General features: G+C 61.6%; 24 protein-coding genes and 1 pseudogene. 16 read left to right on the plus strand and 9 right to left on the minus strand.

Annotation, left to right across the window (positions count from 1 at the left end):
* Positions 1–50: 50 nt before the first annotated feature.
* Positions 51–1,664, plus strand: a complete 1,614-nt coding sequence (locus tag BM403_RS17770; protein ID WP_093544011.1) for an NAD(P)/FAD-dependent oxidoreductase — start codon at positions 51–53, stop codon at positions 1,662–1,664.
* Positions 1,665–1,725: 61 nt separating this feature from the next.
* On the opposite strand, the gene BM403_RS17775 is transcribed toward BM403_RS17770, so the two are convergent.
* A complete protein-coding gene (locus BM403_RS17775) occupies positions 1,726–2,820 on the minus strand; it encodes a PLP-dependent cysteine synthase family protein (protein ID WP_093544013.1) in 1,095 nt (364 codons plus the stop codon).
* A gap of 216 nt (positions 2,821–3,036) precedes the next feature.
* Here BM403_RS17775 and nhaA point away from each other — a divergent pair, with 216 nt between their 5' ends.
* The gene (gene nhaA / locus BM403_RS17780; RefSeq protein WP_093544015.1) at positions 3,037–4,212 is read left to right on the plus strand and encodes a Na+/H+ antiporter NhaA; all 1,176 of its coding nucleotides are present in this window, start codon (positions 3,037–3,039) and stop codon (positions 4,210–4,212) included.
* Between the two features lie 415 nt (positions 4,213–4,627).
* On the opposite strand, the gene BM403_RS17785 is transcribed toward nhaA, so the two are convergent.
* Complete coding sequence (locus tag BM403_RS17785) at positions 4,628–5,092, minus strand: outer membrane lipoprotein (protein ID WP_003189251.1); 465 nt, start codon at positions 5,090–5,092, stop codon at positions 4,628–4,630.
* A 157-nt stretch (positions 5,093–5,249) separates the two neighbouring features.
* Between BM403_RS17785 and BM403_RS17790 the strand changes: the two genes are divergently transcribed.
* Positions 5,250–5,510, plus strand: coding sequence for a hypothetical protein (locus tag BM403_RS17790; protein ID WP_093544017.1), 261 nt, complete (start codon positions 5,250–5,252; stop codon positions 5,508–5,510).
* Positions 5,511–5,546: 36 nt separating this feature from the next.
* On the opposite strand, the gene pdxH is transcribed toward BM403_RS17790, so the two are convergent.
* The 5 genes from pdxH to dinG all read right to left on the minus strand — a co-directional run bounded on the left by pdxH (position 5,547) and on the right by dinG (position 13,275).
* Complete coding sequence (gene pdxH, locus BM403_RS17795) at positions 5,547–6,194, minus strand: pyridoxamine 5'-phosphate oxidase (RefSeq protein WP_012722640.1); 648 nt, start codon at positions 6,192–6,194, stop codon at positions 5,547–5,549.
* Between the two features lie 27 nt (positions 6,195–6,221).
* Positions 6,222–7,373, minus strand: a complete 1,152-nt coding sequence (locus BM403_RS17800) for an OmpA family protein (RefSeq protein ID WP_093544019.1) — start codon at positions 7,371–7,373, stop codon at positions 6,222–6,224.
* A 143-nt stretch (positions 7,374–7,516) separates the two neighbouring features.
* Positions 7,517–8,662, minus strand: a complete 1,146-nt coding sequence (locus tag BM403_RS17805) for an EstA family serine hydrolase (protein WP_012722638.1) — start codon at positions 8,660–8,662, stop codon at positions 7,517–7,519.
* Between the two features lie 82 nt (positions 8,663–8,744).
* Positions 8,745–11,042, minus strand: coding sequence for a beta-galactosidase (locus tag BM403_RS17810; RefSeq protein ID WP_093544021.1), 2,298 nt, complete (start codon positions 11,040–11,042; stop codon positions 8,745–8,747).
* An 88-nt stretch (positions 11,043–11,130) separates the two neighbouring features.
* Positions 11,131–13,275 carry an ATP-dependent DNA helicase DinG gene (gene dinG / locus BM403_RS17815; RefSeq protein ID WP_012722636.1) on the minus strand — a complete coding sequence of 715 codons (2,145 nt, stop codon included), beginning with the start codon at positions 13,273–13,275 and terminating at the stop codon, positions 11,131–11,133.
* Between the two features lie 99 nt (positions 13,276–13,374).
* Between dinG and BM403_RS17820 the strand changes: the two genes are divergently transcribed.
* A complete protein-coding gene (locus tag BM403_RS17820; protein ID WP_046036647.1) occupies positions 13,375–13,839 on the plus strand; it encodes a CopD family protein in 465 nt (154 codons plus the stop codon).
* 100 nt (positions 13,840–13,939) lie between these two features.
* Here BM403_RS17820 and BM403_RS17825 read toward each other — a convergent pair whose 3' ends face one another.
* Both BM403_RS17825 and BM403_RS17830 read right to left on the minus strand, forming a co-directional pair.
* A complete protein-coding gene (locus BM403_RS17825) occupies positions 13,940–14,698 on the minus strand; it encodes a collagen-like triple helix repeat-containing protein (RefSeq protein WP_043204922.1) in 759 nt (252 codons plus the stop codon).
* A 147-nt stretch (positions 14,699–14,845) separates the two neighbouring features.
* Positions 14,846–15,541: a PA1041 family peptidoglycan-binding anchor lipoprotein gene (locus BM403_RS17830; protein WP_093544023.1), complete on the minus strand. Its 696-nt coding sequence runs from the start codon at positions 15,539–15,541 to the stop codon at positions 14,846–14,848.
* A 190-nt stretch (positions 15,542–15,731) separates the two neighbouring features.
* Between BM403_RS17830 and BM403_RS17835 the strand changes: the two genes are divergently transcribed.
* The 12 genes and pseudogenes from BM403_RS17835 (at position 15,732) to BM403_RS17885 (ending at position 26,502) form a co-directional block, all read left to right on the plus strand.
* Positions 15,732–16,229 carry a DUF6231 family protein gene (locus tag BM403_RS17835; protein ID WP_012722632.1) on the plus strand — a complete coding sequence of 166 codons (498 nt, stop codon included), beginning with the start codon at positions 15,732–15,734 and terminating at the stop codon, positions 16,227–16,229.
* Positions 16,230–16,233: 4 nt separating this feature from the next.
* Positions 16,234–16,704 (plus strand): YchJ family protein, encoded by a 471-nt coding sequence (locus BM403_RS17840; RefSeq protein ID WP_012722631.1) that lies wholly within the window; start codon positions 16,234–16,236, stop codon positions 16,702–16,704.
* A gap of 19 nt (positions 16,705–16,723) precedes the next feature.
* Positions 16,724–17,206 carry an LEA/WHy family protein gene (locus BM403_RS17845; RefSeq protein WP_093544025.1) on the plus strand — a complete coding sequence of 161 codons (483 nt, stop codon included), beginning with the start codon at positions 16,724–16,726 and terminating at the stop codon, positions 17,204–17,206.
* Complete coding sequence (locus BM403_RS17850) at positions 17,203–17,403, plus strand: SEC-C metal-binding domain-containing protein (RefSeq protein WP_003189235.1); 201 nt, start codon at positions 17,203–17,205, stop codon at positions 17,401–17,403. The genes BM403_RS17845 and BM403_RS17850 overlap by 4 nt, the downstream gene beginning before the upstream one ends.
* A 265-nt stretch (positions 17,404–17,668) precedes the next feature.
* Positions 17,669–17,764: pseudogene (locus BM403_RS31595) on the plus strand (ABC transporter ATP-binding protein); the annotation flags it as partial.
* A gap of 105 nt (positions 17,765–17,869) precedes the next feature.
* Entirely contained in the window at positions 17,870–18,514 is a 645-nt protein-coding gene (locus BM403_RS17855) for a glutathione S-transferase N-terminal domain-containing protein (RefSeq protein WP_012722629.1), read from the plus strand.
* 170 nt (positions 18,515–18,684) lie between these two features.
* Positions 18,685–21,126 carry a penicillin acylase family protein gene (locus BM403_RS17860; protein ID WP_012722628.1) on the plus strand — a complete coding sequence of 814 codons (2,442 nt, stop codon included), beginning with the start codon at positions 18,685–18,687 and terminating at the stop codon, positions 21,124–21,126.
* 247 nt (positions 21,127–21,373) lie between these two features.
* On the plus strand, positions 21,374–22,378 hold the full coding sequence (locus BM403_RS17865; RefSeq protein WP_012722627.1) for a ligase-associated DNA damage response exonuclease: 1,005 nt from the start codon (positions 21,374–21,376) through the stop codon (positions 22,376–22,378).
* Complete coding sequence (locus BM403_RS17870) at positions 22,375–24,009, plus strand: ATP-dependent DNA ligase (RefSeq protein ID WP_093544027.1); 1,635 nt, start codon at positions 22,375–22,377, stop codon at positions 24,007–24,009. Before BM403_RS17865 ends, BM403_RS17870 begins: the two co-directional genes overlap by 4 nt.
* 220 nt (positions 24,010–24,229) lie before the next feature.
* Positions 24,230–25,009, plus strand: coding sequence for a transporter substrate-binding domain-containing protein (locus tag BM403_RS17875; RefSeq protein ID WP_012722625.1), 780 nt, complete (start codon positions 24,230–24,232; stop codon positions 25,007–25,009).
* 57 nt (positions 25,010–25,066) lie between these two features.
* Positions 25,067–25,795 carry an ABC transporter permease gene (locus BM403_RS17880; protein WP_012722624.1) on the plus strand — a complete coding sequence of 243 codons (729 nt, stop codon included), beginning with the start codon at positions 25,067–25,069 and terminating at the stop codon, positions 25,793–25,795.
* Entirely contained in the window at positions 25,792–26,502 is a 711-nt protein-coding gene (locus BM403_RS17885) for an ABC transporter permease (RefSeq protein ID WP_046036646.1), read from the plus strand. Before BM403_RS17880 ends, BM403_RS17885 begins: the two co-directional genes overlap by 4 nt.
* Positions 26,503–26,504: the final 2 nt, after the last annotated feature.

The following is a 26,504-nucleotide window of genomic DNA, read 5'->3' on the forward strand; positions in this document are numbered from 1 at the left end:
CGGTTTGCAAAACAGCCGGCCTCATTGCCCGCCGCCCACCGGATCCTGTCATGTTACGAATCACCGAACTCAAGCTGCCCATCGACCATCCTGAAGAGGACCTGCGGCCTGCCATCGTGCAACGCCTAGGCATCGCCAGCGATGACCTGCTCGACTTCACCCTGTTCAAGCGCAGCTACGACGCCCGCAAGAAGTCGTCGGAGTTGTGCTTCATCTACACCATCGACTTGAACGTGAAAGGCGAAGCCGCCCTGCTGCTCAAGTTCGCCGATGACCGCAACGTCAACACCGCACCGGACGTCAGCTACAAAGTCGTGGGCCATGCGCCGCAAGGCCTGACAGAACGCCCTATCGTCGTCGGCTTCGGCCCCTGCGGGATCTTCGCCGGGCTGTTGCTGGCGCAGATGGGCTTCAAGCCGATCATCCTCGAGCGCGGCAAGGAAGTGCGCCAGCGCACCAAGGACACCTGGGGCCTGTGGCGCAAAAGTGTGCTCAACCCCGAGTCCAACGTGCAGTTCGGTGAAGGCGGCGCCGGGACCTTTTCCGACGGCAAGCTGTACAGCCAGATCAAGGACCCGAAATTCCACGGTCGCAAAGTCCTGCACGAGTTCGTCAAGGCCGGCGCGCCGGAAGAAATCCTTTACGTCAGCAAACCACACATCGGCACGTTCCGCCTGACCGGCGTGGTAGAAAACATGCGCGAGCAAATCATCGCCCTCGGCGGTGAAGTGCGCTTCGAACAGCGGGTGACCGACGTACTGATCGAAGACGGCCAATTGAACGGCGTGGTCGTCGATGGCGACGAGCAAATCCTCTCCAAGCACGTGATCCTGGCCCTGGGCCACAGCGCCCGCGACACCTTCCGCATGCTCCATGGTCGTGGCGTGTACATGGAAGCCAAGCCGTTCTCGGTGGGCTTCCGCATTGAACACCCGCAATCGCTGATCGACGCCGCACGCCTGGGTAAGTATGCCGGGCACCCGAAGCTCGGCGCCGCCGACTACAAGCTGGTGCACCACGCCAAGAACGGCCGCTCGGTCTACAGTTTTTGCATGTGCCCAGGCGGTACCGTGGTCGCAGCCACGTCAGAGCCGAACCGCGTCGTGACCAATGGCATGAGCCAGTACTCGCGTAACGAGCGCAATGCCAACTCCGGCATCGTGGTCGGCATCACGCCTGAGGTGGATTATCCGGGTGGCCCGCTGGCAGGTATCGAATTGCAGGAGCGCCTGGAGTCCCACGCCTACATTCTCGGCGGCAGCACCTATGAGGCTCCCGCGCAGTTGGTCGGTGATTTCATCGCCGGCAAGCCGTCCACGGCGATTGGCAGCGTGGAACCGTCCTACAAACCCGGCGTGTCCCTGGGTGACCTCGCCCTGGCCTTGCCGGACTTCGCCATCGAGGCGATCCGCGAAGCGTTGCCTGCGTTCGAGAAGCAGATCAAGGGCTACTCGCTGCACGATGCGGTGTTGACCGGTATCGAGACGCGTACCTCATCGCCGCTGCGGATTACCCGCAACGAATCGATGCAGAGCTTGAACGTGAAAGGCCTGTTCCCGGCCGGTGAAGGTGCGGGTTATGCCGGTGGGATTCTGTCGGCGGGTGTGGATGGGATTCGGATTGCCGAGGCATTGGCCCGGGATATGTTGGGCATCGAAGCCTAAAACACCGCGATCCAAATGTGGGAGGGGGCAAGCCCCCTCCCACATTTTGCTTTGTGTCGGGTCAGATATTTGCGCGCAAGATCGTGTCGGGCAACGGCTCACCCCGCTCAACACTGGCCGCAACAGCCGCAATCAAACCGTCCAATTCATACCCCTGCCCCGCCAGCCACGCCGGGTCGTAGTAGGTCGTGGCGTAGCGCTCGCCCCCATCACACAAGATCGCCACGATCGAACCCGACTCCCCTGCCGCTTTCATTTGCTGCGCCGCCACCAGCGCGCCAACCAGGTTGGTCCCGCTGGAACCGCCAACCCGTCGCCCCAGCCGCTCGGCCAGGTAATGCATGGCTGCCAGCGACAACGCGTCCGGCACCTTGACCATCGCATCAATCACCTTGGGCAAAAACGACGCCTCGACCCGTGGCCGGCCAATGCCTTCGATGCGCGAACCGCAGTCCAGGCGCAAGCTTGCATCGCCACTCTGATAAAAATCAAAAAACACCGATCGCTCGGCATCGGCGCACAGCACGCGGGTGCAATGCTGGCGGTAGCGCACGTAGCGACCGAGGGTCGCGGTGGTGCCGCCGGTGCCGGGGCTGGAGATCAACCAGCTCGGTTCCGGATGCTGCTCGAAGCGCATCTGCTGGAAGATCGACTCGGCGATATTGTTGTTCGCTCGCCAGTCGGTGGCGCGCTCGGCGTAGGTGAACTGGTCCATGAAATGCCCGCCGCTTTCCTGGGCCAGGCGTTCGGACTCAGCGTAGATCTGCGTCGGATCCTGCACCAGGTGGCTCTTGCCGCCATAGAAGGCAATCTGCGCGATTTTTTCCTGGGAGGTGGTGGCCGGCATCACCGCAATAAACGGCAAACCCAGCAGGCGCGCAAAGTAGGCTTCGGAAATCGCCGTCGACCCGCTGGACGCCTCAATCACCGGCGCCCCCGGCTTGAGCCAGCCATTGCACAGCGCATACAGGAACAGCGAGCGCGCGAGTCGATGCTTGAGGCTGCCGGTGGGGTGGCTGGACTCGTCCTTGAAATACAACTCGATACCCGGCAATCCCGGCAACGGCAAGGGGATCAGGTGCGTGTCGGCGCTGCGCTGGAAGTCGGCTTCAATGATGCGAATGGCTTCGCGGGCCCAGGGACGGTGGTCGCTCATGGAGGTTTTCTCTAAGGATTTCGGCTTCGATTCTAGGGGGTTTCCTACACGCCACACAGGTACAGTAACGGCACGTTTGGACACACAATTGCTAGGCTTAAGCACAACCTCATCCCAGCGCGCCGCTTATAACAAATAAGAATATAACTTTTGTTTTAACAACTAACGGTACGGGTTAGGGTACCCACCTATTGAATCCGGATTGGAGAGCATCCCTTGGCTCTGCGTAGCACTTTCACCCGTTTCTTCCAGCTGGAAGCCGCCAGTGGCCTGTTATTGATCGCGGCTGCGGCGCTGGCGCTGATTATTAACAACTCGCCTTTGTCACATCTGTACAACGCGTTTCTCGATGTACCGGTGGTGGCACAGATTGGCGCGTTGAAAATCGCCAAGCCAGCCCTGCTATGGATCAACGATGGCCTGATGGCCTTGTTTTTCCTGTTGATCGGCCTGGAGGTCAAGCGCGAGTTGCTCGACGGCCACCTGTCGAAACCCTCGCAAGTGGTGTTGCCAGGCGCAGCGGCCATCGGCGGCATGGTCGTGCCGGCCCTGATCTATTGGGCGATCAACAAGGACTACCCGGCTGCGCTTTCCGGCTGGGCGATTCCCATGGCCACCGACATTGCATTCGCCCTCGGCGTCCTCGCCCTGCTGGGCAAGCGCGTGCCGGTGTCGCTGAAACTGTTCCTGATGACCCTGGCGATCATTGACGACCTGGGCGCGATCATCGTGATCGCTATTTTCTATTCCGCCGACCTGTCCGGTGCCGCCCTGGCAGGTGCAGGTACGTGCTTGATTGCCTTGATCGCGATGAACCGCCTGGGTGTGATCAAGCTCGGACCGTACCTGATTATTGGGCTGATCCTGTGGGTGTGCGTACTCAAGAGCGGCGTGCACGCGACGCTCGCCGGTGTGACGTTGGCATTCTGCATCCCGATGCGCACCAAGAACGCCGAGCCGTCGCCATTGCTCACGCTGGAGCACGCCCTGCACCCGTGGGTGGCCTACGCCATCCTGCCGCTGTTTGCCTTCGCCAACGCCGGGGTGTCCCTGACCGGCGTCAGCCTGGAAAGCTTCACTCACCATGTGCCTATGGGCATCGCTGCGGGCCTGTTGATCGGCAAGACCGTTGGTGTGTTCGGGCTCACTTGGCTGGCCATCAAGACCGGCATCGCCGCCCTGCCCAACGGCGCAAACTGGGGCCAGGTGTTTGGTGTGGCGATCCTGTGCGGTATCGGCTTTACCATGAGCCTGTTTGTGGGTTCGCTGGCATTTGTGCCGGGTGCCAGTGAGTTCGCGGGTGAAGACCGGATGGGGATTCTGACGGGATCGATCCTGGCGGCGTGTATGGGTTATGCGGTGACGGCAATGGCGAGTCGCAAGAAGGCCTGATACGCCCGACGAAGACTCACTGTGGCGAGGGAGCTTGCTCCCGCTGGGCTGCGCAGCGGCCCCGAAGCGTTTACCGCGATTGTGATGCTATATCGCTTACCCAACAGGGGCCGCTTCGCGCCCCAGCGGGAGCAAGCTCCCTCGCCACAGGTCGTGCAAACTTGGACATACTCGGCCCTCCTAACGCTGGGCCTTACCTCCAGTGCACTTACCGGAACACGTGAGCCTCGGGATGCAGGTCAATGCATCTTTGAAGTCGCAGCCCTGTCAATAATGGGGTTCGCAATAAAAAACCGCCCTACCAAGGCGGTTTTTTATTGCCTGCATTTTTTGCAGTTCAACCCGGCCACACCCCATAAAACCAAAAACCCCAACCGGTCACCCGGCTGGGGTTTTGTGTTTCTACAACCAGCGCTTAACGCGTAACGCGGCTGGTACCATCAACGGTCATGATGCGTACGCGGTCGCCGATGCGGAAGATTTCATTCTCCTGCACGGCCTGCACGTAGGCGCGCATGCTGCCATCGTCTTCGCGAACGGTGATTTCCACACCTTGGGTGCGGGTCAGGCCTTCTTCGGTGGCCGAACCCAGCAGGCCACCGGCGACCGCGCCGATCACGGCGGTCACGATGCTGCCACGGCCGCCGCCGATGGCGCTGCCGCCAACGCCGCCGATGACTGCGCCTGCAGCGCCGCCGATTGGGGTCTTGGTGCCTTCGATTTTCACCGGACGCAGGGATTCGATGGTGCCCATGCGCACGGTCTGCACACGACGCGCTTCGTCACGGGAGTACGAGTCGCCGGTCAGACTCGAGGCGCAGCCACCCAGCAGCAACGACAGGGTGGTAAAGCAGGCAACCAGTAAAACGGACTTACGCATAGCATCAACTCCAAAGGACAGGTGTTCATTAAACGCTGCGGCTTGACGCCTGTCACGGCAAGCCCCACAGAAAATTGCTTTCATTCAGCCTTAGTACAGACTGCCCGCACCAGTAAACTCGACGAACGGTAGCACTTCTCTCGTAGCCAGGACCTTCATGGATTACTTCATCATTGTAGTCACAACCCTTGCCGGCCTGTATTTCCACGGCTGGTTGTACCTGCGCATCAGGCGCTGGATGGACCGTGATCTGGCGCTGTCCCTGGCGGGCAATGATCTGCACAAGCGTGCCTTCATGCTCAAGCAGCTGGAGCGGGCCCGCGCATTGAAGATCAAACGGCCAGACTTGCCGCACTGGTTGAAGAGTGCCGCGCAGCAATACACGCCTGAAGTCTCTGTCCAAGAGACTTCAGGGTGATGGGCAACATTCAAGCGAAGTGACGAAAGGTGCAGCTCAGGGTGCCAGACGCTCGCGCGTCCACTGGGAGTCTTGCAGGCGGTAGTTCAGGCGATCATGCAGGCGGCTGGCACGGCCTTGCCAGAACTCGATGCGCTCGGGCAACAAACGATAGCCACCCCAATGCTCCGGGCAATCGGGCTGGGTATCGCTGAAACGTTGCTCGGTGGCCTTAAGCAGGTCCTGCAGTTCTTCCCGGTCACGAATGACCTGGCTCTGCGGAGAAGCCCATGCCCCCAGGCGGCTGCCCAGCGGACGGACCTGATAATAAGCGTCCGACTCCTCAGGGGTGACCTTGACCACCCGCCCCTCGATGCGCACTTGGCGCTCCAGGGTCGGCCAGAAAAACGTCATGGCCGCAAACGGCCGTGCCGCGAGCTGTTGGCCCTTGGCACTCTGATAGTTGGTGAAGAAGGTAAAGCCCTGCGCGTCCAGGCCCTTGAGCAACAGGATGCGACAGTGCGGGCGACCGTCCTGGTCGACCGTGGCCAAGGTCATGGCATTGGCCTCCACCGGTGGCTGCTCGGTCTTAACCGCGTCAGCAAACCACTGGTGGAATAAGGCAAACGGCTCGTCCGGGGCCTGGGCCTCGCTCAAACCATCCCGTGTGTAGTCACGGCGCATATCGGCCAGTGCCTGGGTCATGCGGCTTTATCCTTGTGGTTCAGCGGCTCAGTTTTTTGCCTGGTCAGTGGCCGGTGCAGCGGCCTTGGCTTTGGCTGGAGCCGGTTTTTTCGCAGCGGGCTTGGCCGGGGCTTTTTTAGCGGCTGGCTTGGCGGCGGCTTTCTTGGCAGGCGCCTTTTTGGCCGGGGCCTTGGCGGCCGGAGCCGGGGCTGGAACGTCCTGCACCGCAACCATTTCGGCGGCAGGCGGGGTCTTGCCCGATTGATACTTGCTCAGCAGCGCCAGCATGGTGGTGCGCTGGGTGAACATGATTTCCATACGACGGTTCAGGGCACGGCCCTGGTTGCTGTCGTTGGCGGCACGTGGCATCAGGTCGCCCATGCCACGCAGCATCAGACGATCCTGCTTCAAGCCGCTGAGGCTGAAGATCGAGGCGATGGATTGCGCACGTTCCTTGGTCAACGCCTGGCTGGCCGGGGCGGTGCCGGTGGCATCTACGTGGCCCAATACGAGTACGGCGGTCTTCGGATCGGCTTCAACGGCCTTGGCGACGCGAGTGAAGGGACCGAGGGTGACCGGCAGCAACATCGCTGGACGTTTCGGGTTGTAGGAACCGTCTACCGGGGCAATCACCACCAGCACGTTGTCGCGACGCTCAAGTTGCAGGTTGCTGTCCTTGATGGCGGCGCGCAGACGCGGCTCATAGTCGTCCAGCCAGGCTTGGGTGATTTTCGGATCGGGCATCGGCACGTTGGTCACATCGACCTTGGCCAGTGGCTTGGGCTTGCTTTCGAACGGCCACCACCAGTGGGTTTCAGTGTCGTTCTTAGCGACCGCAGGGGCAGGTTCCGCGGCCTTGAGGTCGGCTTTCAGGTCGGCCTTGGCATCGGCGGCCTTTTCGTCGGCGGTCTTGGAAGAGAACGGCCACCAGCTCGAGCCGGTATCGGCCTTGGCAGCAGGCGCCGGAGCCGGCGCAGCAGCGGCAGCTGCTACCGGTGCGGCAGGCTTGGCGCCAGCAGCTGGCTTGGCGTCCGGTTTGGCATCCGGCTTGGCGTCGGTTTGGGTCACTGTATCTTTGGTCGCGGCCTTATCAGACCCAAATGACCACCAATGCCCGCCCTCGGCATCATTTTGTGGAGTTTGTGCGCAGCCGGTAATAGTGAGGCATAGCGCCAGTGCCAAGGACTTGTTCGATAACATGAGATATCCACAAAATGAGAAAAGAAACGGGGGTCTGTGTGACCCATTAAACAGACGCTTACAGAACATTAAAGTTACATCATTTCGTTCAGCGCCTTCTTATACTTGCCTTTGTAACAAAAAAACGTGAAACAGCAAGGGGTTTACAGACAACCGGCCAATATTCCGACCAACTTCTGTGCCCGTGGGTCCATAAGTACGTAAGGCCCCAATGTATTAGTCACGAAACCAAATGCTACATCATGCTCAGGGTCGGCAAAGCCGACCGAACCACCGGCACCGGGATGCCCGAAAGCACGCGGGCCAAGGCCGAAGGTGGCGTTGGGCAGTTGCGGTTGGTCCAACATGCAGCCCAGGCCAAAACGGGTCTGGGTCAATAATGTTTTATCCGGCCCGATACTGTGTTCGCGGGTCAATTGTTCAAGCATGTCGGCTTCGAGCAAACTACCGTCCAACAATCCGCTATAAAAACCCGCCAGGCTGCGCGCATTACCGTGACCATTTGCCGCTGGCTGCTGCATGCGACGCCATTCAGGTTTATTAGTGCTGGTCAGAATAGACGGGGGATTGGCAAAAGCACGCGTCGTCATGGACGCAGGTTCACGCATCATTACTTGCAGTAAACGTTGCGCGGCTTCATCGCCCATGTTGCCTTTACTGCGCGCTATATGGGCGACGCGATAAAACTCTTCATCCGCCAGGCCCACATGGAAGTCCAGCCCCAATGGCCGCGCAACCCGCGCGACGATGGACTCTCCCGGCCCGCGCCCATCGGCACGACGCAACAACTCACCGACCAGCCAGCCGTAGGTGATCGCCTCGTAGCCATGGCCTTGACCTGGCGTCCACCACGGGGCTTCGGCCGCCAGGGTATCGACCATCAGTTGCCAGTCGTAGAGCGCTTCGGTGGGCAGCATCTCGCGGATCGCCGGCAACCCGGCCTGGTGGCAGAGCAACTGGCGCAGCGTGATCGCCTCTTTCCCGGCCGCAGCAAATTCCGGCCAGTAGTGGGCGACCGGTGCATCAAGTTGCAATTTGCCTTCGGCCACCAATTGCAGGGCCGTGACGGCGGTGAAGGTCTTGGTGCAGGAGAACAGGTTGACGATGGTATCGCTGTGCCAGGCCTCGGCACCGTCCTTGTCGGCGGTGCCGGCCCACAGGTCGACAACGGTTTCACCGCCGATCTGGATGCAAAGCGCGGCACCACGCTCCTGCGGGTCTTCGAACAACGCGGCGAAAGCTTCACGTACCGCTTCGAACTGGAGTTCGTAATGACCCTGGATCTGCACCTGAACACCCTCGGAAAACACAGCAAAAAGTGGCCGACATTGTTCCAGCCCCGGCGGGTTTTGTGAACCCGTCAACCCTCAATCAATGGCCATTCCCAGCGTGTCCGCCTGCATGTCCGGCGCCCTGCCCCGCGCCTTTGCCGTCGTGCCCGTCCCTGCCGCCTTCGTTTTCACGCACGGCGCCGGCCGCCTTGGCCTTTTCCGCTTCCTTGCCCAGTTGATCAACCGCCGCCAGATTGCTTTTGCGCACACTGTCGACAAACCCCTGGAACGGTACATCGGTGATGCCCACCAGGCCGAAGTGGCCATTTTCGCCGTCGAGCAAACGCCCGGTCACCGGCTGGTCCAGGTACTGGAACCAGTGCACACCGACAATCGAGGGTTCGGCCATGGCCTGCTTGAGGAAATTGCCATAGGCCGCGCCGCGGTCTTCTTCCTTGGCCAACTGCGTCACGCCGCCCCAGAACGGCCCACGGTCGGCCGAGCCGAAGTTGAATTCGGTGATCAGCACGGGTTTGTCCAACGCCCGCAACGCGGCGAAGTCATAACCGTCCTGGGGTTTGAGGGTGTACATGTTGAAGCTCAACACATCGCAGTACTGAGCGCAGGAAGCCACGGCTTCCGGCTTGCTGACCGCATACCGGCCGCCCAACAGCAGGTGGTTGGGGGCGTGCCATTTCAGCGAGTCGGAGAGGGTCTTGAAGTAAGCATCCGCGAACGTCTTCTGGAAGTATTTGAAGTCAGCTTCGATTTCCGGGTGCTCGGGGTTGGGTACGGGCGGCTCGAAGCCGGGGTCTTCCATCAGCTCCCAGCCCTTCAATTCGATGCCCCAGGCTTTCGACAGGCCTTCTTCGTTGCGGTACTTGTCGCGCAGCTGCTTGAGGAACGCACGCTTGGCCGGCACATCGGTGGTCATGCGCAGGGTGCCGTAGGCCAAGGCGTAACGGGACTTGGGATCATCACCAGGGCCGGCCCAGGCCAGTTCGTTGTCGGCAAAGAAGCCAATCAACCACGGGTCATCACGATGATCGCGGGCCGCAATGGCCACGGCGCGTTCGGTGGCCATGGCAAAGCGCGGGTCGAACGGGTCGGGCATGCCGCCCCACCAGTCGGTGCCGGTACTGATGCTGGCGTAGTCGCCGACAATCGACAGCGGCAAGGTGTACGGCACACGGTCAGCGCTGGCCAGGCTCTCGTCGCTCCAGTTGCCGACGGTGTTGAAACCCCAGGCTTGCAGGCGGTCGAGGGTGTGAGTCATCCAGCGTTTCTGGTCAAACCCTTCACCGCCATAAGTGCGCTGGAGGTTGGCGCCGTAAAAGTCATACCAACGCCCGGCACCAAAGCTGCGCCCTTCGCCCGCGCCGTTGCCGGTGCGGTTGTCGCTGCTGCCGTAATACTTGTCGAAGGGTTCACCGCCTTTAGGCAGCGCGCCGAACATCCATTCACGGCCGGCGACGTAGGTCTGGCTGTTGTCCGGGGCCACGGTATTGACGCCCAGGGAGTAGAACGGATGCCCCTCCGGCGTCACCAAGTACCAGCGCCCATCGCGCTTCTCGGTGCGGAAAAACCCGCTGGCGTCGAACGCCGGGCCTTTGCTCCAGCCGCCATATTGGTCCAGGGCGGATTTATCCCGCGTGGCCAGCCAGCCCTGCAGTTGCTGTTGCTCCTTGGCGGCGGCGGCCTTGAGTTGCTCGTCGCTGCTGACTTTTTCCGGCCAGCGCGCACGGGTGGATTGACCGTAGGCATCCACCAGTTCGCTGTAGGCGGCCTTCAGCACCGGCTCGCTGTCCTGCACGCCGAAACGCTCCAGCAGGATGCTTTGGGCGGCGTTGGGCTTGATCATCGACAACGTCACCGAAACCACCTGGCTGCGGTCGATCTCACCCGCGCTGCTGGCGAGCAATACGCGCTGGCCGTCTACGGTGATCGGCATCGGCGGACCGGCCTTCATGCCCTGGCTCAGCGGCGAGTTGGCCTGCAGCGGTACCAACAGCGTCTGCGCCGGGCCGGCGGGCAGGTCGACGCGACTGACCAGGGTACGGCCATCACTGCTCTGCACCTTGACGTAGAGCGTCAGCGCCCAGTCCATCGCACTCTGGATGCGCAGGCTCATGGCCCCCGACTGGGACCAGTCCCAGGTACCGGTTTGCGGGCTGAGGACCAGGCTCGGTTCGGCGGCCGCGTTGAAGGTGATGCGGCGCAGCACTTCGCCTTCGGGCGTTTGTTCGGCGTTGTACTGCGGCAGGCTGGCGTCCTGGGTCGCCACCTTGACCACATCGGCAGGCCGGACGAAGTTGAACAAGGTCTGTTGCCCGGCAGGCGCGGCCATCAAGGGCGCGGCGAACAGCAAGGCAAAAAGGGCGGGCAGCGTGCGAATCATACGAACAAGGTTCTCCCAGACGGCCGGTGAATGGCCTGATGACATAATTGAGATAGACCACGAAGTGGGCGAATCCGCCCACGGTGGCTTAAGAAATTTCGCGCCTGAACGGCGGCAAGGCATTGAGGATAGCCTTGCCATAGCGTTGGGTGACCAGGCGGCGGTCGAGCAAGGTGATGGTGCCCCGGTCTTCTTCGGTACGCAGCAAGCGACCGCAGGCCTGGACCAGCTTCAGGGAAGCATCCGGCACCGAGATCTCCATGAACGGATTACCGCCCCGTGCCTCGATCCACTCGGCCAAGGCCGCCTCGACCGGGTCATCCGGTACCGAGAACGGGATCTTGGCGATCACCACGTGTTCGCAGTAGGCGCCGGGCAAGTCGACACCTTCGGCGAAACTCGCAAGGCCGAACAACACGCTGGAGTCCCCACCGTCCACCCGCGCCTTGTGTTTGTTCAGGGTCTCCTGCTTGGACAGGTTGCCCTGGATAAACACCTGCTTGCGCCAGTCACGGTCAAGGCCGTCGAACACGTCCTGCATCTGTTTGCGCGAAGAGAACAGCACCAGGGTGCCGCGCGAACCCTCCACCAAACCCGGCAGGTCACGAATGATTGCCGCCGTGTGCGCTGGCGCATCCCGTGGGTCGGCCTTGAGGTCCGGCACCCGCAGCACACCCGCATCGGCGTGATGGAACGGGCTCGGCACCACCGCGGTGACGGCCTTTTTCGGCAGGCCGGCGCGCATGCGGAAACGGTCGAAGGTACCCAGTGCGGTCAGCGTGGCCGAGGTCACCAGGCAGCCGTAGGCTACGTTCCACAGGTTGCGCCGCAGCATTTCGGCCGCGAGGATCGGGCTGGCGTTGACCTCGATGTCGAACAACGCGCCGCTTTCCGACAGGGTCAGCCAGCGCGCCATGGGTGGGTTGTCTTCCGGGTCTTCGACGGTGAAGGCGGTCCACAACTCCCAGTTACCCTGGGAACGCGACAACAGGCTGCCGAACAGCGGATACCATTCTTCGGCCTGGTTGCTGGCGATACCAATATTGACCTCGCCGTCCATGCCCTCTTTGAGCAGGTCAGTGAGGCGGGTGAACAAGTCGGTCAGGCGTGAAAAGCCCTTCTTCAGCTCAATGCCCATTTCGCGCATGTGCTCGGGGATCAACCCGCCGACGAAACGGTGACGCGGCCGCTCACGGCCCTCGACGTCTTCGCCAGGCTTGAAGTCGGCTACCTGCTCGCAGGCGCTGAACATGAACTGCTGCTGGGTCTTGATCTCCCGCGCCAGTTCCGGCACCTGTTCGATCAGCTTGCCCAGATCGCCGGGCAGCGGGTGCTGGGCCAGCAACTTGGTGAGGTTCTTGGCGGTGGTTTCCAGCCAGTCGGCGGTGGAGCGCAGGCGTGTGTAGTGGGCGAAGTGGCCGATGGCCTTGTCGGGAAGGTGATGCCCTTCGTCGAAGACGTAGAGGGTATCGCGCGGGTCGGGCAGTACAGCGCCGCCGCCCAGGGCCAGGTCGGCCAGGACCATGTCGTGGTTGGTGACGATCACATCGACCTTGCCCATGCCTTCGCGGGCTTTATAAAAAGCGCATTGACCGAAGTTGGGGCAATGGCGGTTGGTGCATTGGCTGTGGTCGGTGGTCAAGCGCGCCCAATCGGCGTCTTCCAGGGCGGTGGGCCAGCTGTCGCGGTCACCGTCCCATTTATTACCGGCCAGTTTCTCGATCATGCTGGTGAACAGCTTCTGGCTGACTTCATCCACCTCGATCTTGAAGCCTTCTTCTTCAAACAGCGACGCCGTAGCGGTTTGCGCGTGGCCTTCCTGCAACAGCACGTCAAGCTTGGACAGACACATGTAGCGCCCACGGCCCTTGGCCAGGGCGAAGGTGAAGTTGAGGCCGCTGTTGCGCATCAGGTCGGGCAAGTCTTTGTAGACAATCTGCTCTTGCAGGGCGACGGTGGCGGTGGCGATCACCAGCCGCTTGCCGGCGGCCTTGGCGGTCGGGATCGCGGCCAGGCTGTAGGCCACGGTCTTGCCGGTACCGGTGCCGGCCTCGACGGCCACGACCGCGGGCTCACCCTCGCGGCGACCTTCGTCGTCGGTGTCGATATCCCCGAGGACCTTGGCCACTTCGGCGATCATCAGGCGTTGGCCGTAACGCGGTTTCAAGCTCTTGGCTTCGAGAAAACGCGAATAGGCGCCCTGGATCGTGGTTTTGAGTTCAGTGCTGATCATGGATAGTCGGGCGCAAAAAACGCTGGATAAATTTTCAGTGGTTCGGATCGGCCGCTATCATACCCCGCTAATTAATCCCGCGCAGAACGGAGTACCACAATGACCGCGTTTAGCCTCGCTTACACCCTGCATGTATTGGCCGCCCTGGTGTGGGTCGGCGGTATGTTTTTCGCCTGGATGATCCTGCGCCCCGCCGCAGTGGCGGCACTTGAGGGCCCTGCCCGGCTCAAACTGTGGGCGAATGTGTTTCAACGTTTTTTCGTGTGGGTGTGGGTGGCGGTGCTGGTTTTGCCGATCAGCGGTGTGGGCCTGCTGCAACTGCGTTTCAGCGGTTTTGAGACGGCGCCGCGTTATGTGCAGGTGATGATGGGTTTGTATCTTGTGATGACGGCGCTGTTTATCCGCATTCAGGCGTTGAAATTCCCGGAACTGCGCAAGGCGGTGGCGGCCGAAGATTGGCCGGCGGGTGCAGCTGCGTTGGGTCAGATTCGCAAGCTGGTGGGAATCAATCTGATCGTGGGGTTATTGGTGGTGGCAATTGCTTCGGCCCGGCCGATGTTCTGAGGCAACCAGTTAGTCCGCTATGGGGCAAGCCCCCTCCCACATTTGGAATGCATTCCAATGTGGGAGGGGGCTTGCTCCCGATAGCGCCAGGCCAGCCGATTTAGAGCCGCTGGATAGTCACAGTGCCCGCTGGCCCAGCAGGCCCCGGCTGCCCTTCCAACCCTGGGCGGCCTTTCTCGCCACCGTCGGCGCGGTACACCAGGCAGCCCTTGGACTCGCCGCCGCGACCCGGTTTACCCGCCGTGCCCGCCAGGCCACCGGGGCCACCGTCCACCCACACCTTGATCTGCTGCGCGGGGAAGTCCTGCGGCAACTCAACCCGCACCTGCGCACCGGCCGCGCCGGGCAAACCATCGCCGCCGTTATCACCATTGGCACCACGACCGGCCGAGCCCCACGTGCAACCCGGATCTTCGCCATTGGCGCCATCCAGACCGGCATAACCTTGGGCACCGGCACCGCCACGGGCGTCTACCGAGAGTTCTTCAGCGGCCAGGGAATTGATGCGCAAGGTCAGGTCACGCCCGGCCTTGGCAGGTTTTTCATGGGTACCGGGAGCGCCGCGTGAGGTGATCTGGCTGCCGTGGTCCAACTGCGCATGGCGCACCTGCAATTGCAGTGCGGTGTTGCCGGGCACAATGGCGATGCGGGCGTCGCGGCCCAAATGCAGCTCATCCACCGTGACCTGGCTGATGGTGGCCGGAATCAGCAAAGTGCCGTAGTCCGCCACGTCCAGGCGCTCCAGCTGCAACACACTGGTGCTGCTGGGCAGGCGCATCAGCGAGTTGGTTTCAACACTGACGCTCTGGGCCAGGGCAACGGGGCTGACCAACAGGGCCAACAGAAAAACCTTACGCATCATGGGGCTCCTGACTTATTTCTGATTTTTTCTTTGGACGCACAGTAACGACTTCCACGGGCGCTTTGCCAGTGAAGGATCAAAAAAGTTAATAAAGCGGGAGGATTGGCAGCAATGCCCCTGTGGATCCCACAGGGGCAAGGGCCGTCAGCGGTTGATCTGGATTTCCGTGCGGCGGTTCAAGGCGCGGCCTTCAGCGGTTTTGTTGTCGGCTACCGGATGGCTCTCGCCCGCGCCGGTCACCGAGACAAAGTTGCTGCGCGGCACGCCGGCGCCGATCAGGTAATCGGTGACCGAATGGGCGCGTTTTTCCGAGAGCCTTTGGTTATAGGCATCTTTGCCGACGCTGTCGGTGTGGCCACTGACCCGCAGTTGGGCGCCAGGGGCTTCCTGTTTCAAGCGCGTGGCGACGGTATCGAGCTTGGTTTTATCCGCCGCCGTCAACTGGGCCGAATCGAACTGGAAGTGCACATCACGAATCACGATGGTTTCCTCCTTGACCACCACGACTTCCTCAACCACCACCGGTGGCGGTGCGGGTGGGCAACCGTCGGCATCCACCTGCACACCTTTCGGCGTGCCCAGGCACTTATCGCGGCTGTCCGGCACGCCATCGCCGTCCTCGTCGCCATCGCCGTGCACCCAGCAATAGGCACCGGCCATGCCGCCGACCAGCAACGCGCCGTAGCCTGCGTAGGCCGAGCTTTCAGTGGCACCGATCGCCGCGCCGGTCACGCCGCCAACCGCGGCGCAGGTGGGCCAATCGGTTTTTTGCAAGCCTGCGCAACCTGTCAATACTCCGGTTAGCAGAACCAAGGGTAGAGCTGTCCGCATGATGCTCATCTGATTTCTCCTGAGGGGATCGGCGGGGGCCGATGGGTGGAGTAAAGACGGCTCTTTTCATCTGCGCCACTACGCCGCGGCCCCGTATTCATTGAGGCTCGTCGCTTTTGTCGGACTTTTCACTGCCACCCGCTCTAGGCCCACACGCTCAGCCGCGCTAGTCTCTACGGTCCTGATGTGAGGATCTCTGATGACCGCCGGTATTTCTGCCCGTACACCCCAGCAAGCCCTGGCCGCCTTGCTCGACTTGCACCAGCCCAAACGCCTGCTGCTGTTGGGCGCCAGCCAGTTCCCGGCGTTGGAGGCTTTTCAAGCGGCGCACCCCGACACCCAAGTAGCCCTCGCCCCACCCGGGCCACTGCCGGCGGAGCTGGCGGCGCAGCGTTTTGACCTGGCACTGGTGGTCGATTGCCTTGAGCACCTGTCAAAACCGCAAGGCCTGACCCTGCTGGGCGGCATCCGTAACCTCAACGCCAGCCGCATTGCGGTGCTGGTGGACCTGGGCGCCTGCGACTGGAAGGACACCGACTTCTTCTCCCTGGCCCTGCAGGCCGGCGAGCGTTTCCAGCGTGACGAGCAGGTTCTGACGCTGTTTACCTACGATCTGCTTGACTATAAACAGGTGCCGGACTGGCTCAACGCCCGCTTTTGGGCCAACCCGGAAAACTTTGGAAAGTATTGGTGGTAACCCGATGAGTACATCCATTTGCCCCTGCGGCAGTGGCAACCTGCTGGATGCCTGCTGCGGCCATTATCACGCCGGGCACCCGGCGCCCTGCGCCACCGCGTTGATGCGCTCGCGCTACAGCGCCTATGTGCTGGGCCTGGTCGACTATCTAGTGGCTACTACTTTGCCCGCGCAACAGGCGGGCCTGGACCGCCATGCCATCGGTGCCTGGAGTGCCCAGAGCACCTGGCTCGGCCTTGAGGTGGAAAGCTCTGAGGTGTTCGGCGGCCAGCCGGAACACGCGTTCGTGACCTTCACCGCGCGCTGGCATGACAGCACCGGTGAACATAGCCACCGCGAGCAGTCCTCTTTCGTACAGAATGACGGGCGCTGGTACTTCATCGACCCGACGGTGGAAGTGAAGGTCGGGCGCAATGATGCCTGCCTGTGCGGCAGTGGGCAGAAATTCAAGAAGTGCTGCTCCAGCTACCTCTAACCACGACAGGACTCACGCCATGCTTCGGATGTACAGCTTGATGCTGGCGTTAACCCTCACCCTCACCGGCTGCGCGTCGTGGTTCGAAGACGATTCGCCCCCTCCTCACGTCTCCTTGGTGAAAGTCGAGGTGGTGCGCGCCAAGCTGCTGGAGCAGAAGTTCAAGCTGTACTTTCGCGTGGACAACCGCGACGACGCCGACCTGACCGTGCGCGGCCTGATCTACAAGGTCACCCTGGGCGACTTCGTGCTCACCGAGGGCGAGTCCAACGAATGGTTGACCGTACCGCCGCGCAGTCATAAGTTTTTCCGGGTGTCGGTGCGCACTAACCTCTGGCCGCAGATCCGTGATGTGGTGCAGATGTTGAAAAAACCCGACCGGCCCGTGCCCTATCGCCTGGAGGGTGAGCTGAAAATCGGATTATTCATCGGTTATGACGTGCAGGTGAACCACAATGGCGAGATAATCCCCGGCGATTTTATTCCGGAGCGACATCGATGACTCAGCAACCCCATGTCCATGGTCCTGACTGCAACCACGATCACGATCACCATGATCACGACCACGGCCATGTCCACGGCCCGAACTGCGGCCACGCCCACCAGGAGCCGGTGCGCAATGCCTTGAAGGACGTTGGTCGCAACGATCCTTGCCCCTGCGGCAGCGAGAAGAAATTCAAGAAGTGCCACGGGGCTTAATGCCCTGACCCTGTAGGAGCGGGCTTCCTGTGGTGAGCGGGCTTGCCCCGCGCTGGGCTGCGCAGCAGCCCCAACACATTCAACGCGGTCTCTCAGACACAACCCAACCTCAGGTTTTAGGGCCGCTTCGCGCCCCAGCGCGGGGCAAGCCCGCTCACTACAGCAAGCCCGCTCGCCGCAAAAACAACCCCACTTCCCCCCCCACTAGCCGAACGTTCAGCCAGCAGTGCGCCGCCTTGCGCGCCGCCCCCAGGTGATGCTGCCGGACCCGGCGCTGTTTGCCGAGGTGTATGGCGTGCAGGTGCGTATCGAGCGGTGCTCGCAGCAGTCGCTGCAGGTGTTGGTGGATGGCGCCGTGTGATTGGCTTCTAAGGGTATGCGCAAATGTTTCATTGAATTTTCGCACACCCAACATTACCTATACCTACAGGCATCCGCTCAAGCATCACCACTTTTGGAGAGCTTCATGATCGACTTGTATTACTGGACCACCCCCAACGGCCACAAAGTATCGTTGTTCCTGGAAGAAGCCGGCCTGCCCTATAAGGTGCACCCGATCAATATTGGCCAGGGCGACCAGTTCAAGCCTGACTTCCTGAAGATCGCTCCCAACAACCGCATTCCCGCCATCGTCGATCAGAACCCGACCGACGGCGGCGCGCCGATTTCGCTGTTTGAATCCGGCGCGATCCTTTTGTACCTCGCGGAAAAAACCGGCCAGTTCATCCCAAAAGACCTGCGCGGTCGCCAGGAAGCGTTGCAATGGCTGTTCTGGCAAATGGGCGGCCTGGGGCCGATGGCGGGCCAGAATCATCACTTCAGCCAGTTCGCGCCGGAGAAAATTCCTTACGCGATCAAGCGCTATGTGGAGGAAACCGCGCGTCTTTACGGCGTGCTGGACCGGCGTCTGGCCGGTCGTGCGTTCGTGGCGGGTGAGGACTACAGCATTGCCGACATGGCGATCTACCCATGGATTGTTTCCCACAAGTGGCAGAGCCAGCGCCTGGAAGATTTCCCACACGTGCAGCGCTGGTTCAACAGCATCAAGGAACGGCCGGCGACGGTTCGGGCATATGAACTGGTGCAGAAAGTGAACCCGCCAAAGGCCTGATCAATTTTTACATTCCACTCGTTCAAATGTGGGAGGAGGCGTGCCCTCTCCCACATTGTTGTGTGTCCGTCTCAAGATCTCACGCAATTGCCAAAACTCCCGCTTGCGTCGTCCCGCCGCGCTCACTAACGTAGCGCCTTTACTGACGCTACCCCCGCAGGAGCTTTGCCATGGCCTCGCCAGCCCTCTCACATTTTCTTCCCCGGTTCGGCGTTGCCGCGGCAGTGGCCAGTGCATTAAGCCTGGCCGGTTGCCAGCTCCAGAGCACCCAGGACACCCTGCCCCCTGTTGCCGGCGTACAGCCGATCAAAGGCCTGGCGCAGAACGTATCGGTACGCCGCAATGCCCAAGGCATGCCGCTGATCGAAAGCAACACCTTCCATGACGCGCTGTTCAGCCTCGGTTACGTGCACGCCAGCGACCGCATCACCCAAATGGTCACCCTGCGCCTGTTGGCCCAGGGTCGCCTGGCGGAAATGTCCGGACCCGACGTACTGGATGTCGACCGCTTCATGCGGGCGGTCAACCTTAAGAAAAGCGCCGGCGAGCTGTATAACGCCTCCAGCCCACGCCTCAAGCGCTTTTTTGAAGTGTATGCGCGTGGCGTCAACGCCTACCTGTTCCGCTACCGCGACAAGCTGCCGCCGGACCTGGCCCAGACCGGCTACAAGCCCGAGTACTGGAAGCCGGAAGATTCGGCGCTGCTGTTCTGCCTGCTGAATTTCAGCGAGTCGGCCAACCTGCAGGAAGAAATTTCATCGCTGGTGCTGGCGCAGAAAGTCGGCGTCGACAAGCTGGCCTGGCTCACGCCAAGCGCGCCGGATGAAGCGATCCCGCTGGCCGAGGCCGAGAAACTCAAGGGCGTCAACCTGGGCCAGGTCACCGGGCTCGCCGGGCTGGACGCGGTTGGCCAGCAACTGAGCAGTCTCAATTCACTGGCGGTCACCACCTCGAGCAACTGGGCGATCGGCCCGCAACGCAGCCGCAGCGGTAAAAGCCTGCTGGCGGGCGACCTCGCCGCCCAGCCGCAAGCGCCGTCGCCCTGGAGCTACGTGCAGATCCGCGCACCCAAGTACCAGGCCGTGGGCGCCTCGATTGCCGGCCTGCCGACGCTGTTGTCCGGCTTCAACGGCAAAGTCGCGTGGAGCATGAGCACCGTCAAGGGCGACACCCAGGACCTGTTCCTGGAAAAAGTCAGACGCCAGGGCAGCGCGTTGTACTACGAGAACAACGGTAAATGGCTACCGGCGGGCGTGCGCAACGAAACCTTCTTCGTCAAAGGCCAACGCTCGATTCGCGAAGTGGTGTACGAAACCCGCCACGGTGCCCTGCTCAACAGCAGCCAAGCGCTGACCACTGGCCTGGGCCTGGCCCTGCAAACCGCCGACTTCAAGGACGACAAGAGCCTGGACGCGTTCTTCGACCTGTCCCGCGCACAAAACGCCGGTAAAGCCTCAGACGCGACCCGCGAGATTCGCGCCATCGCGCTGAACATGGTGTTCGCCGACGCCAGCAACATCGGCTGGCAAGTCACCGGCCGCTTCCCCAACCGCCGCGAAGGCGAAGGCCTGTTGCCGTCACCGGGCTGGGACACACGCTTCGACTGGGACGGTTACGCCGACGCGATGCTGCACCCCTATGACCAGGACCCGCCGCAAGGCTGGATCGGCACTGCCAACCAACGCACCGCGCCGCGCGGTTACGGCATGCAGTTATCCAACTCCTGGGACGCCCCGGAGCGCAGCGAGCGCCTGGCGCAACTGGCCAATGCCGGCAAGCATGACAGCCGTAGCATGATCGCCATGCAGTACGACCAGACCACCACGTTCGCCGCCAAGCTCAAGACTATGTTCCAGGCGCCCGGCATGGCCCAGCCGCTGAAACAGGCGATTGATGCGCTGCCAGCGGCCGAACAGGCCAAGGCCCGTGAAGCGCTGAGCCGCCTGATGGCTTTTGACGGTCGCCTGGTGGCCACTTCCGCCGACGCCGCGCTCTACGAACTGTTCCTGCAGGAAAGCACCAAGCAGATCTTCCTCGACGAACTCGGCCCGGAAAACAGCGCCAGCTGGAAGGCATTTGTCAGCAACGCCAGCCTGTCCTACGCCGCCCAGGCCGACCACTTGCTGGGCCGTGAAGACAGCCCATTCTGGGATGACGTGCGCACCCCACAGAAAGAAGACAAACCGGCCATTCTAGCCCGCAGCCTCGCCGCCGCGATCAGCGTCGGTGACAGCCAGTTGGGTGCCGATCACAAGGCCTGGCAATGGGGCAAACTGCACACCACCACCTGGAAAAACATCAATGGCCAGGTGATTCGCGGCCCACTGGCGTCCGGTGGTGACCACAACACCTTGAACCCGGCGCCCTACAGCTGGGGCCAGGACTTCACCACCACCCAAGTGCCGGCGCTGCGCATGATTGTCGACTTCGGCCAGGCGGAACCGATGATGGGCCAGGGCGGCATCGGCCAGTCCGGCAACCCGGCCAGCCCGAACTATGCCACTGGCATCGACCCGTCGCTCAAGGCGCAATACCTGAGCTTCCCGATGCAACCGCAGAATTTCGAGAAGGTGTATGGGAAGGCCAGGCTGACCCTGACGCCCGGTAAATAACCGGGTCAACGTGTGGGGTGGCTTGTTGTGGTGAGCGGGCTTGCCCCGCGCTGGGGCGCGAAGCGGCCCCAACCCAGTTACCACGTGTTTCCAGTCAGAAACAGGTCGCCTGGTTTTAGGGCTGCTTCGCAGCCCAGCGCGGGGCAAGCCCGCTCACCACACAAGCCCGCTCACCCCAAATAGTTAATCGAACTTCTCCTCCTCCGCCCGCCTCCTACCTGATAAGCCCACCTCCCCCGGTCACCCCATGGACCTCGTCATCGCCCGCCCCGAAGGCCTCTACTGCCCCGCCGGAGATTTCTACATCGACCCCTGGCGCCCGGTGGAACGCTCGGTCATCACCCACGCCCACGGCGACCATGCTCGCACCGGCAACCAGCACTATCTGGCGGCCGCTCCCGGCGAAGGCATCCTGCGTTCACGCCTGGGCCAGGACATCAACCTGCAGACCCTGGCCTATGGCGAAAAACTTCTACACCATGGCGTCACCCTAAGTTTCCACCCGGCCGGGCATGTGCTCGGCTCAGCCCAGGTGCGCCTGGAATACCAGGGTGAAGTCTGGGTCGCGTCCGGCGACTACAAGGTCGAGCCCGACGGTACCTGCGCGCCCTTCGAACCGGTGCGTTGCCACACGTTTATCACCGAATCCACCTTCGGCCTGCCGATCTACCGCTGGCAGCCCCAAGCGCAGATCTTCGCCGGGATCAACGACTGGTGGCAGGCGAACATCGCCGCCGGCAAAGCCAGCGTGTTGTTCTGTTACTCCTTCGGCAAGGCCCAGCGCATCCTGCATGGCATCGACGCCAGCATCGGCCCGATCCTCAGCCACGGCGCGGTCGAGCCGTTGAACCGGGTGTACCGCGAGGCTGGCATCTACATCCCTGAAACGCTTTACGCCGGTGACTTCAAGAAGACCGATCCGCTGTTACGCCAGGCCCTGATCATCGCCCCCCCGTCTGCGGGCGGCAGCAGTTGGATCAAGCGCTTCGGCGACTACAGCGACGCCTTCGCCAGCGGCTGGATGCGCTTGCGCGGCACCCGCCGACGACGCGGGGTCGACCGTGGTTTTGTGCTGTCGGACCACGCCGACTGGCCGGGCCTGTTGTGGGCCATCGAGCAAACCGGCGCGGAACGGGTGATGGTGACCCACGGTTCTGTCGGCGTATTGGTACGCCATCTGCGGGAAAAAGGCCTGGATGCCATGGGTTTCACCACTGAATACGGCGATGACGAAGAGGAGGCCAGCGCATGAAGGCCTTCGCCGAGCTGTACGCCAACCTCGACGCCACCACCTCGAGCAACGCCAAGCTGGCGGCGCTGCAGGCGTACTTTCGCCATGCCGCGCCGGAAGATGCAGCCTGGGCCGTGTACTTTCTGTCCGGCGGACGGCCGCGGCAATTGGTACCCACGCGTCTGTTGAGGGACATGGCCACCGAAGCGTCCGGCATCGAGCCGTGGCTGTTTGAAGAGAGCTACCAGTCGGTGGGCGACCTGGCGGAGACCATTTCCCTGCTGCTGCCGGAATCCCCCTACACCTCAGAAGACGGCCTGGCGGTGTGGCTGGAGGAAAAACTCTTGCCTCTGCGTGGCCTGCCTCCGCTGGACTTGGCAGCGCGGCTCCCTGCGTTATGGGCGCAACTGGATCAGCCGAGCCTGATGGTGTGCATCAAGTTGATCACCGGCAGTTTTCGTGTGGGCGTGTCGAAGTTGCTGGTCACCCGCGCCCTTGCCGCGATGGCCGAACTCGACAGCAAGCGCGTGGCCCAGCGGTTGGTGGGCTACACCGATCTGTCCAATCGCCCTACGCCTGAGGGCTACCTCAAGCTGATCGCCCCTGAATCGTCCGACGAACATGCGCAACGGGGCGGGCAGCCTTATCCGTTTTTTCTCGCTCACGGCTTGGCGCAACCGGTGGAGCAGTTCGACACCTTGCTGGGTTCTCCCGCCGATTGGCAGGTCGAGTGGAAGTGGGATGGCATCCGTGCGCAGTTGGTCAAGCGTGACGGCCGTCTGTGGATCTGGTCACGGGGTGAAGAGCTGGTGACCGAGCGCTTCCCCGAACTCCACAGCCTGGTGAGCGGCTTGCCCGACGGCACGGTGATCGACGGCGAGATCGTGGTGTGGAAAGACGCGGTGCAACCCTTCGCTCAGTTGCAACAGCGCATCGGCCGCAAAACCCTGAGCAAAAAGGTACTGGAGGATGCCCCGGTCGCGGTCCTGGCGTACGACCTGCTGGAACATCAGGGTGACGACTGGCGCAACCACACCCAGGCCGAGCGCCGCGCCCAGCTTGAGCAGGTGATTGCCGGGTGTAACCAGCCTGTATTGCTGGCGTCCCCTCTGCTGACGGCAAACAGTTGGCAGGACCTGGCAGAACAGCGCGAAGCCTCCCGCAGCCTCGGCGTGGAAGGCATGATGCTCAAGGCGCGTGATGGACTGTACGGCGTGGGCCGTACCAAGGACATGGGCGTGTGGTGGAAGTGGAAGGTCGACCCGTTCAGCGTCGACGCGGTGTTGATCTACGCCCAACGTGGCCACGGCCGACGCGCCAGTCTCTACAGCGACTACACCTTCGCGGTGTGGGACGGCCCGTCCGGCAGCGAACGTACGCTGGTGCCCTTTGCCAAGGCCTACTCAGGGCTGACCGACGAAGAGATGCGCAAGGTCGACGCGATTGTGCGCAAGACCACGGTGGAAAAGTTCGGCCCGGTGAGCAGCGTGACGCCGAGCATGGTGTTTGAATTGGGGTTTGAAGGAATTGCCCTGTCCAAGCGGCATAAGAGCGGGATTGCGGTGCGGTTTCCACGGATGTTGCGCTGGCGGCAGGATAAATCCGTGGAAGAAGCTGACAACCTCGCCACCCTGCAAGACCTCCTGACCTGACACCGACCAACATGACCTTAAATGATGCACTGAATTTTCAATGCCCATTTTCGGGCATCACCTACACTCAGAACGCCCTTGTCCCACCTTTTAAAACGATCATTCGGAACTACATTCGGAACTATGGTGCAGAAATTGCTACTTGTGATCCGTCTGACACCGTTCAGTAACAGTCCTAAACGCGCCACAAGCGCTTATCTTGGTTTCCAGGGATTACATAATGAAAAAAGCATTGCTGACCCTTTCTGCACTGGCTCTGTGCATGGCCGCCGGTTCCGCGCTGGCCAAGGAATACAAGGAATTGCGTTTTGGTGTCGATCCGTCTTACGCGCCGTTCGAATCCAAGGCCGCCGACGGCAGCCTGGTAGGCTTCGATATCGACCTGGGCAATGCGATCTGCGCTGAGCTGAAAGTGAAGTGCAAATGGGTCGAAAGCGATTTCGACGGCATGATTCCAGGCCTGAAAGCCAACAAGTTCGACGGCGTGATTTCGTCCATGACCGTGACCCCGGTGCGCGAAAAGGCTATCGACTTCTCCAACGAGCTGTTCTCCGGCCCGACGTCGCTGGTGTTCAAGAAAGGCGCTGGCTACTCGACGCCTGAGTCCCTCAAGGGCAAATCCGTGGGCTACGAGCAAGGCACCATCCAGGAAGCCTACGCCAAGGCCGTACTGGATAAAGCCGGTGTGACCACCAAGGCCTACGCCAACCAGGACCAGGTGTATGCCGACCTGACTTCCGGGCGCCTCGACGCTTCCGTGCAGGACATGCTGCAAGCCGAACTGGGCTTCCTGAAGTCGCCAGCCGGTGCTGGTTATGAAGTCAGCGCAGCCATCGACGACCCACTGCTGCCGTCGAAAACCGCCATCGGTATCAAAAAAGGTAACACTGAACTGAAGGCGCTTTTGGATAAAGGTATCAAAGCGTTACACGATGATGGCACCTACGCCACTATCCAGAAGAAACACTTTGGCGATCTGAACCTGTACAGCGGCAAATAATGCCTGGAGCGCCCTTCCATGGGAGGGGCGCTTTTTTATCGCCATAGGTCCTGATTTATGTTCGAAGAATTGTTGCAAACCCTCGGGTTGAGCGCGCTCAGCTTGAAGGGTTTCGGCCCGCTGTTGCTACAAGGCACCTGGATGACTATCAAGTTGTCGGTGCTGTCCCTGGCCGTCAGCGTGTTGCTGGGCCTGCTCGGCGCCAGCGCCAAACTGTCCAGCCTGCGCTTGCTGCGTATCCCCGCCCAGCTCTACACCACGTTGATCCGCGGCGTGCCCGACCTGGTGCTGATGCTGCTGATTTTCTACAGCCTGCAAACCTGGCTCACCGGCCTGACTGATTTCATGGAATGGGAATACATCGAGATTGACCCATTCAGCGCCGGGGTGATCACCCTGGGCTTTATCTACGGTGCGTACTTCACCGAGACCTTCCGTGGCGCCATCCTTGCCGTGCCGCGCGGCCAACTGGAAGCCGCCACGGCCTACGGCCTCAAGCGCGGGCAACGGTTTCGCTACGTGACCTTCCCGCAGATGATGCGCTTTGCCTTGCCGGGTATCGGCAATAACTGGATGGTGATGCTCAAGGCCACGGCACTGGTGTCGATCATCGGCCTGGCCGACCTGGTCAAGGCCGCCCAGGACGCGGGCAAGAGCACTTACCAACTGTTCTATTTCCTGGTGCTCGCTGCACTCATTTATTTGCTGATCACCAGCGCGTCCAACTTTGTCCTGCGCCGTCTTGAACGTCGCTACTCCGCAGGCTCCCGGGAGGCAGTGCGATGATTGAACTCTTGCAGGAATACTGGCGCCCCTTCCTTTATAGCGACGGCCAGCACATCACCGGCCTGGCCATGACGATGTGGTTGCTCACGGCCGCACTCGTCATCGGTTTCGTGGTGTCGATCCCGCTGTCCATCGCCCGGGTATCGCGCAACCCGCTGGTACGTTGGCCGGTGCAGTTCTACACCTACCTGTTCCGGGGCACGCCGCTCTATATCCAGTTGCTGATCTGCTACACCGGCATCTACAGCATCGCCGCCGTGCGGGCGCAACCGGTGTTGGATGCGTTCTTTCGCGATGCGATGAACTGCACCATCCTGGCGTTCGCCCTCAACACATGCGCCTACACCACCGAGATTTTCGCCGGTTCCATACGCAGCATGGCCCACGGTGAAGTCGAAGCGGCCAAGGCCTACGGCTTGAGCGGCTGGAAGTTGTACGCCTACGTGATCATGCCATCGGCGTTGCGCCGCTCGTTGCCGTACTACAGCAACGAAGTGATTCTGATGCTGCACTCGACCACGGTAGCCTTTACCGCGACGATTCCGGACATCCTGAAAGTGGCACGGGATGCCAACTCGGCTACCTTCATGACCTTTCAATCATTCGGTATCGCTGCGCTGATCTACCTGACCGTGACCTTTGCGCTGGTCGGTCTGTTTCGTCTGGCGGAACGCCGCTGGCTGGCTTTCCTCGGGCCGAGCCATTAAGG

The sequence above is a fragment of the Pseudomonas sp. OV546 genome, assembly GCF_900116845.1.
GTDB classification, from domain to species: domain Bacteria; phylum Pseudomonadota; class Gammaproteobacteria; order Pseudomonadales; family Pseudomonadaceae; genus Aquipseudomonas; species Aquipseudomonas petroselini.

Bases quoted from the DNA above. Each gene is read 5' to 3' on its own strand.
- BM403_RS17770 (WP_093544011.1), top strand. From the start codon at position 51: ATGTTACGAATCACCGAACTCAAGCTGCCCATCGACCATCCTGAAGAG.
- BM403_RS17775 (WP_093544013.1), bottom strand. From the start codon at position 2,820: ATGAGCGACCACCGTCCCTGGGCCCGCGAAGCCATTCGCATCATTGAA.
- BM403_RS17785 (WP_003189251.1), bottom strand. From the start codon at position 5,092: ATGCGTAAGTCCGTTTTACTGGTTGCCTGCTTTACCACCCTGTCGTTG.
- BM403_RS17790 (WP_093544017.1), top strand. From the start codon at position 5,250: ATGGATTACTTCATCATTGTAGTCACAACCCTTGCCGGCCTGTATTTC.
- pdxH (WP_012722640.1), bottom strand. From the start codon at position 6,194: ATGACCCAGGCACTGGCCGATATGCGCCGTGACTACACACGGGATGGT.
- BM403_RS17800 (WP_093544019.1), bottom strand. From the start codon at position 7,373: ATGTTATCGAACAAGTCCTTGGCACTGGCGCTATGCCTCACTATTACC.
- BM403_RS17810 (WP_093544021.1), bottom strand. From the start codon at position 11,042: ATGATTCGCACGCTGCCCGCCCTTTTTGCCTTGCTGTTCGCCGCGCCC.
- dinG (WP_012722636.1), bottom strand. From the start codon at position 13,275: ATGATCAGCACTGAACTCAAAACCACGATCCAGGGCGCCTATTCGCGT.
- BM403_RS17820 (WP_046036647.1), top strand. From the start codon at position 13,375: ATGACCGCGTTTAGCCTCGCTTACACCCTGCATGTATTGGCCGCCCTG.
- BM403_RS17825 (WP_043204922.1), bottom strand. From the start codon at position 14,698: ATGCGTAAGGTTTTTCTGTTGGCCCTGTTGGTCAGCCCCGTTGCCCTG.
- BM403_RS17830 (WP_093544023.1), bottom strand. From the start codon at position 15,541: ATGAGCATCATGCGGACAGCTCTACCCTTGGTTCTGCTAACCGGAGTA.
- BM403_RS17835 (WP_012722632.1), top strand. From the start codon at position 15,732: ATGACCGCCGGTATTTCTGCCCGTACACCCCAGCAAGCCCTGGCCGCC.
- BM403_RS17840 (WP_012722631.1), top strand. From the start codon at position 16,234: ATGAGTACATCCATTTGCCCCTGCGGCAGTGGCAACCTGCTGGATGCC.
- BM403_RS17845 (WP_093544025.1), top strand. From the start codon at position 16,724: ATGCTTCGGATGTACAGCTTGATGCTGGCGTTAACCCTCACCCTCACC.
- BM403_RS17850 (WP_003189235.1), top strand. From the start codon at position 17,203: ATGACTCAGCAACCCCATGTCCATGGTCCTGACTGCAACCACGATCAC.
- BM403_RS17855 (WP_012722629.1), top strand. From the start codon at position 17,870: ATGATCGACTTGTATTACTGGACCACCCCCAACGGCCACAAAGTATCG.
- BM403_RS17860 (WP_012722628.1), top strand. From the start codon at position 18,685: ATGGCCTCGCCAGCCCTCTCACATTTTCTTCCCCGGTTCGGCGTTGCC.
- BM403_RS17865 (WP_012722627.1), top strand. From the start codon at position 21,374: ATGGACCTCGTCATCGCCCGCCCCGAAGGCCTCTACTGCCCCGCCGGA.
- BM403_RS17870 (WP_093544027.1), top strand. From the start codon at position 22,375: ATGAAGGCCTTCGCCGAGCTGTACGCCAACCTCGACGCCACCACCTCG.
- BM403_RS17875 (WP_012722625.1), top strand. From the start codon at position 24,230: ATGAAAAAAGCATTGCTGACCCTTTCTGCACTGGCTCTGTGCATGGCC.
- BM403_RS17880 (WP_012722624.1), top strand. From the start codon at position 25,067: ATGTTCGAAGAATTGTTGCAAACCCTCGGGTTGAGCGCGCTCAGCTTG.
- BM403_RS17885 (WP_046036646.1), top strand. From the start codon at position 25,792: ATGATTGAACTCTTGCAGGAATACTGGCGCCCCTTCCTTTATAGCGAC.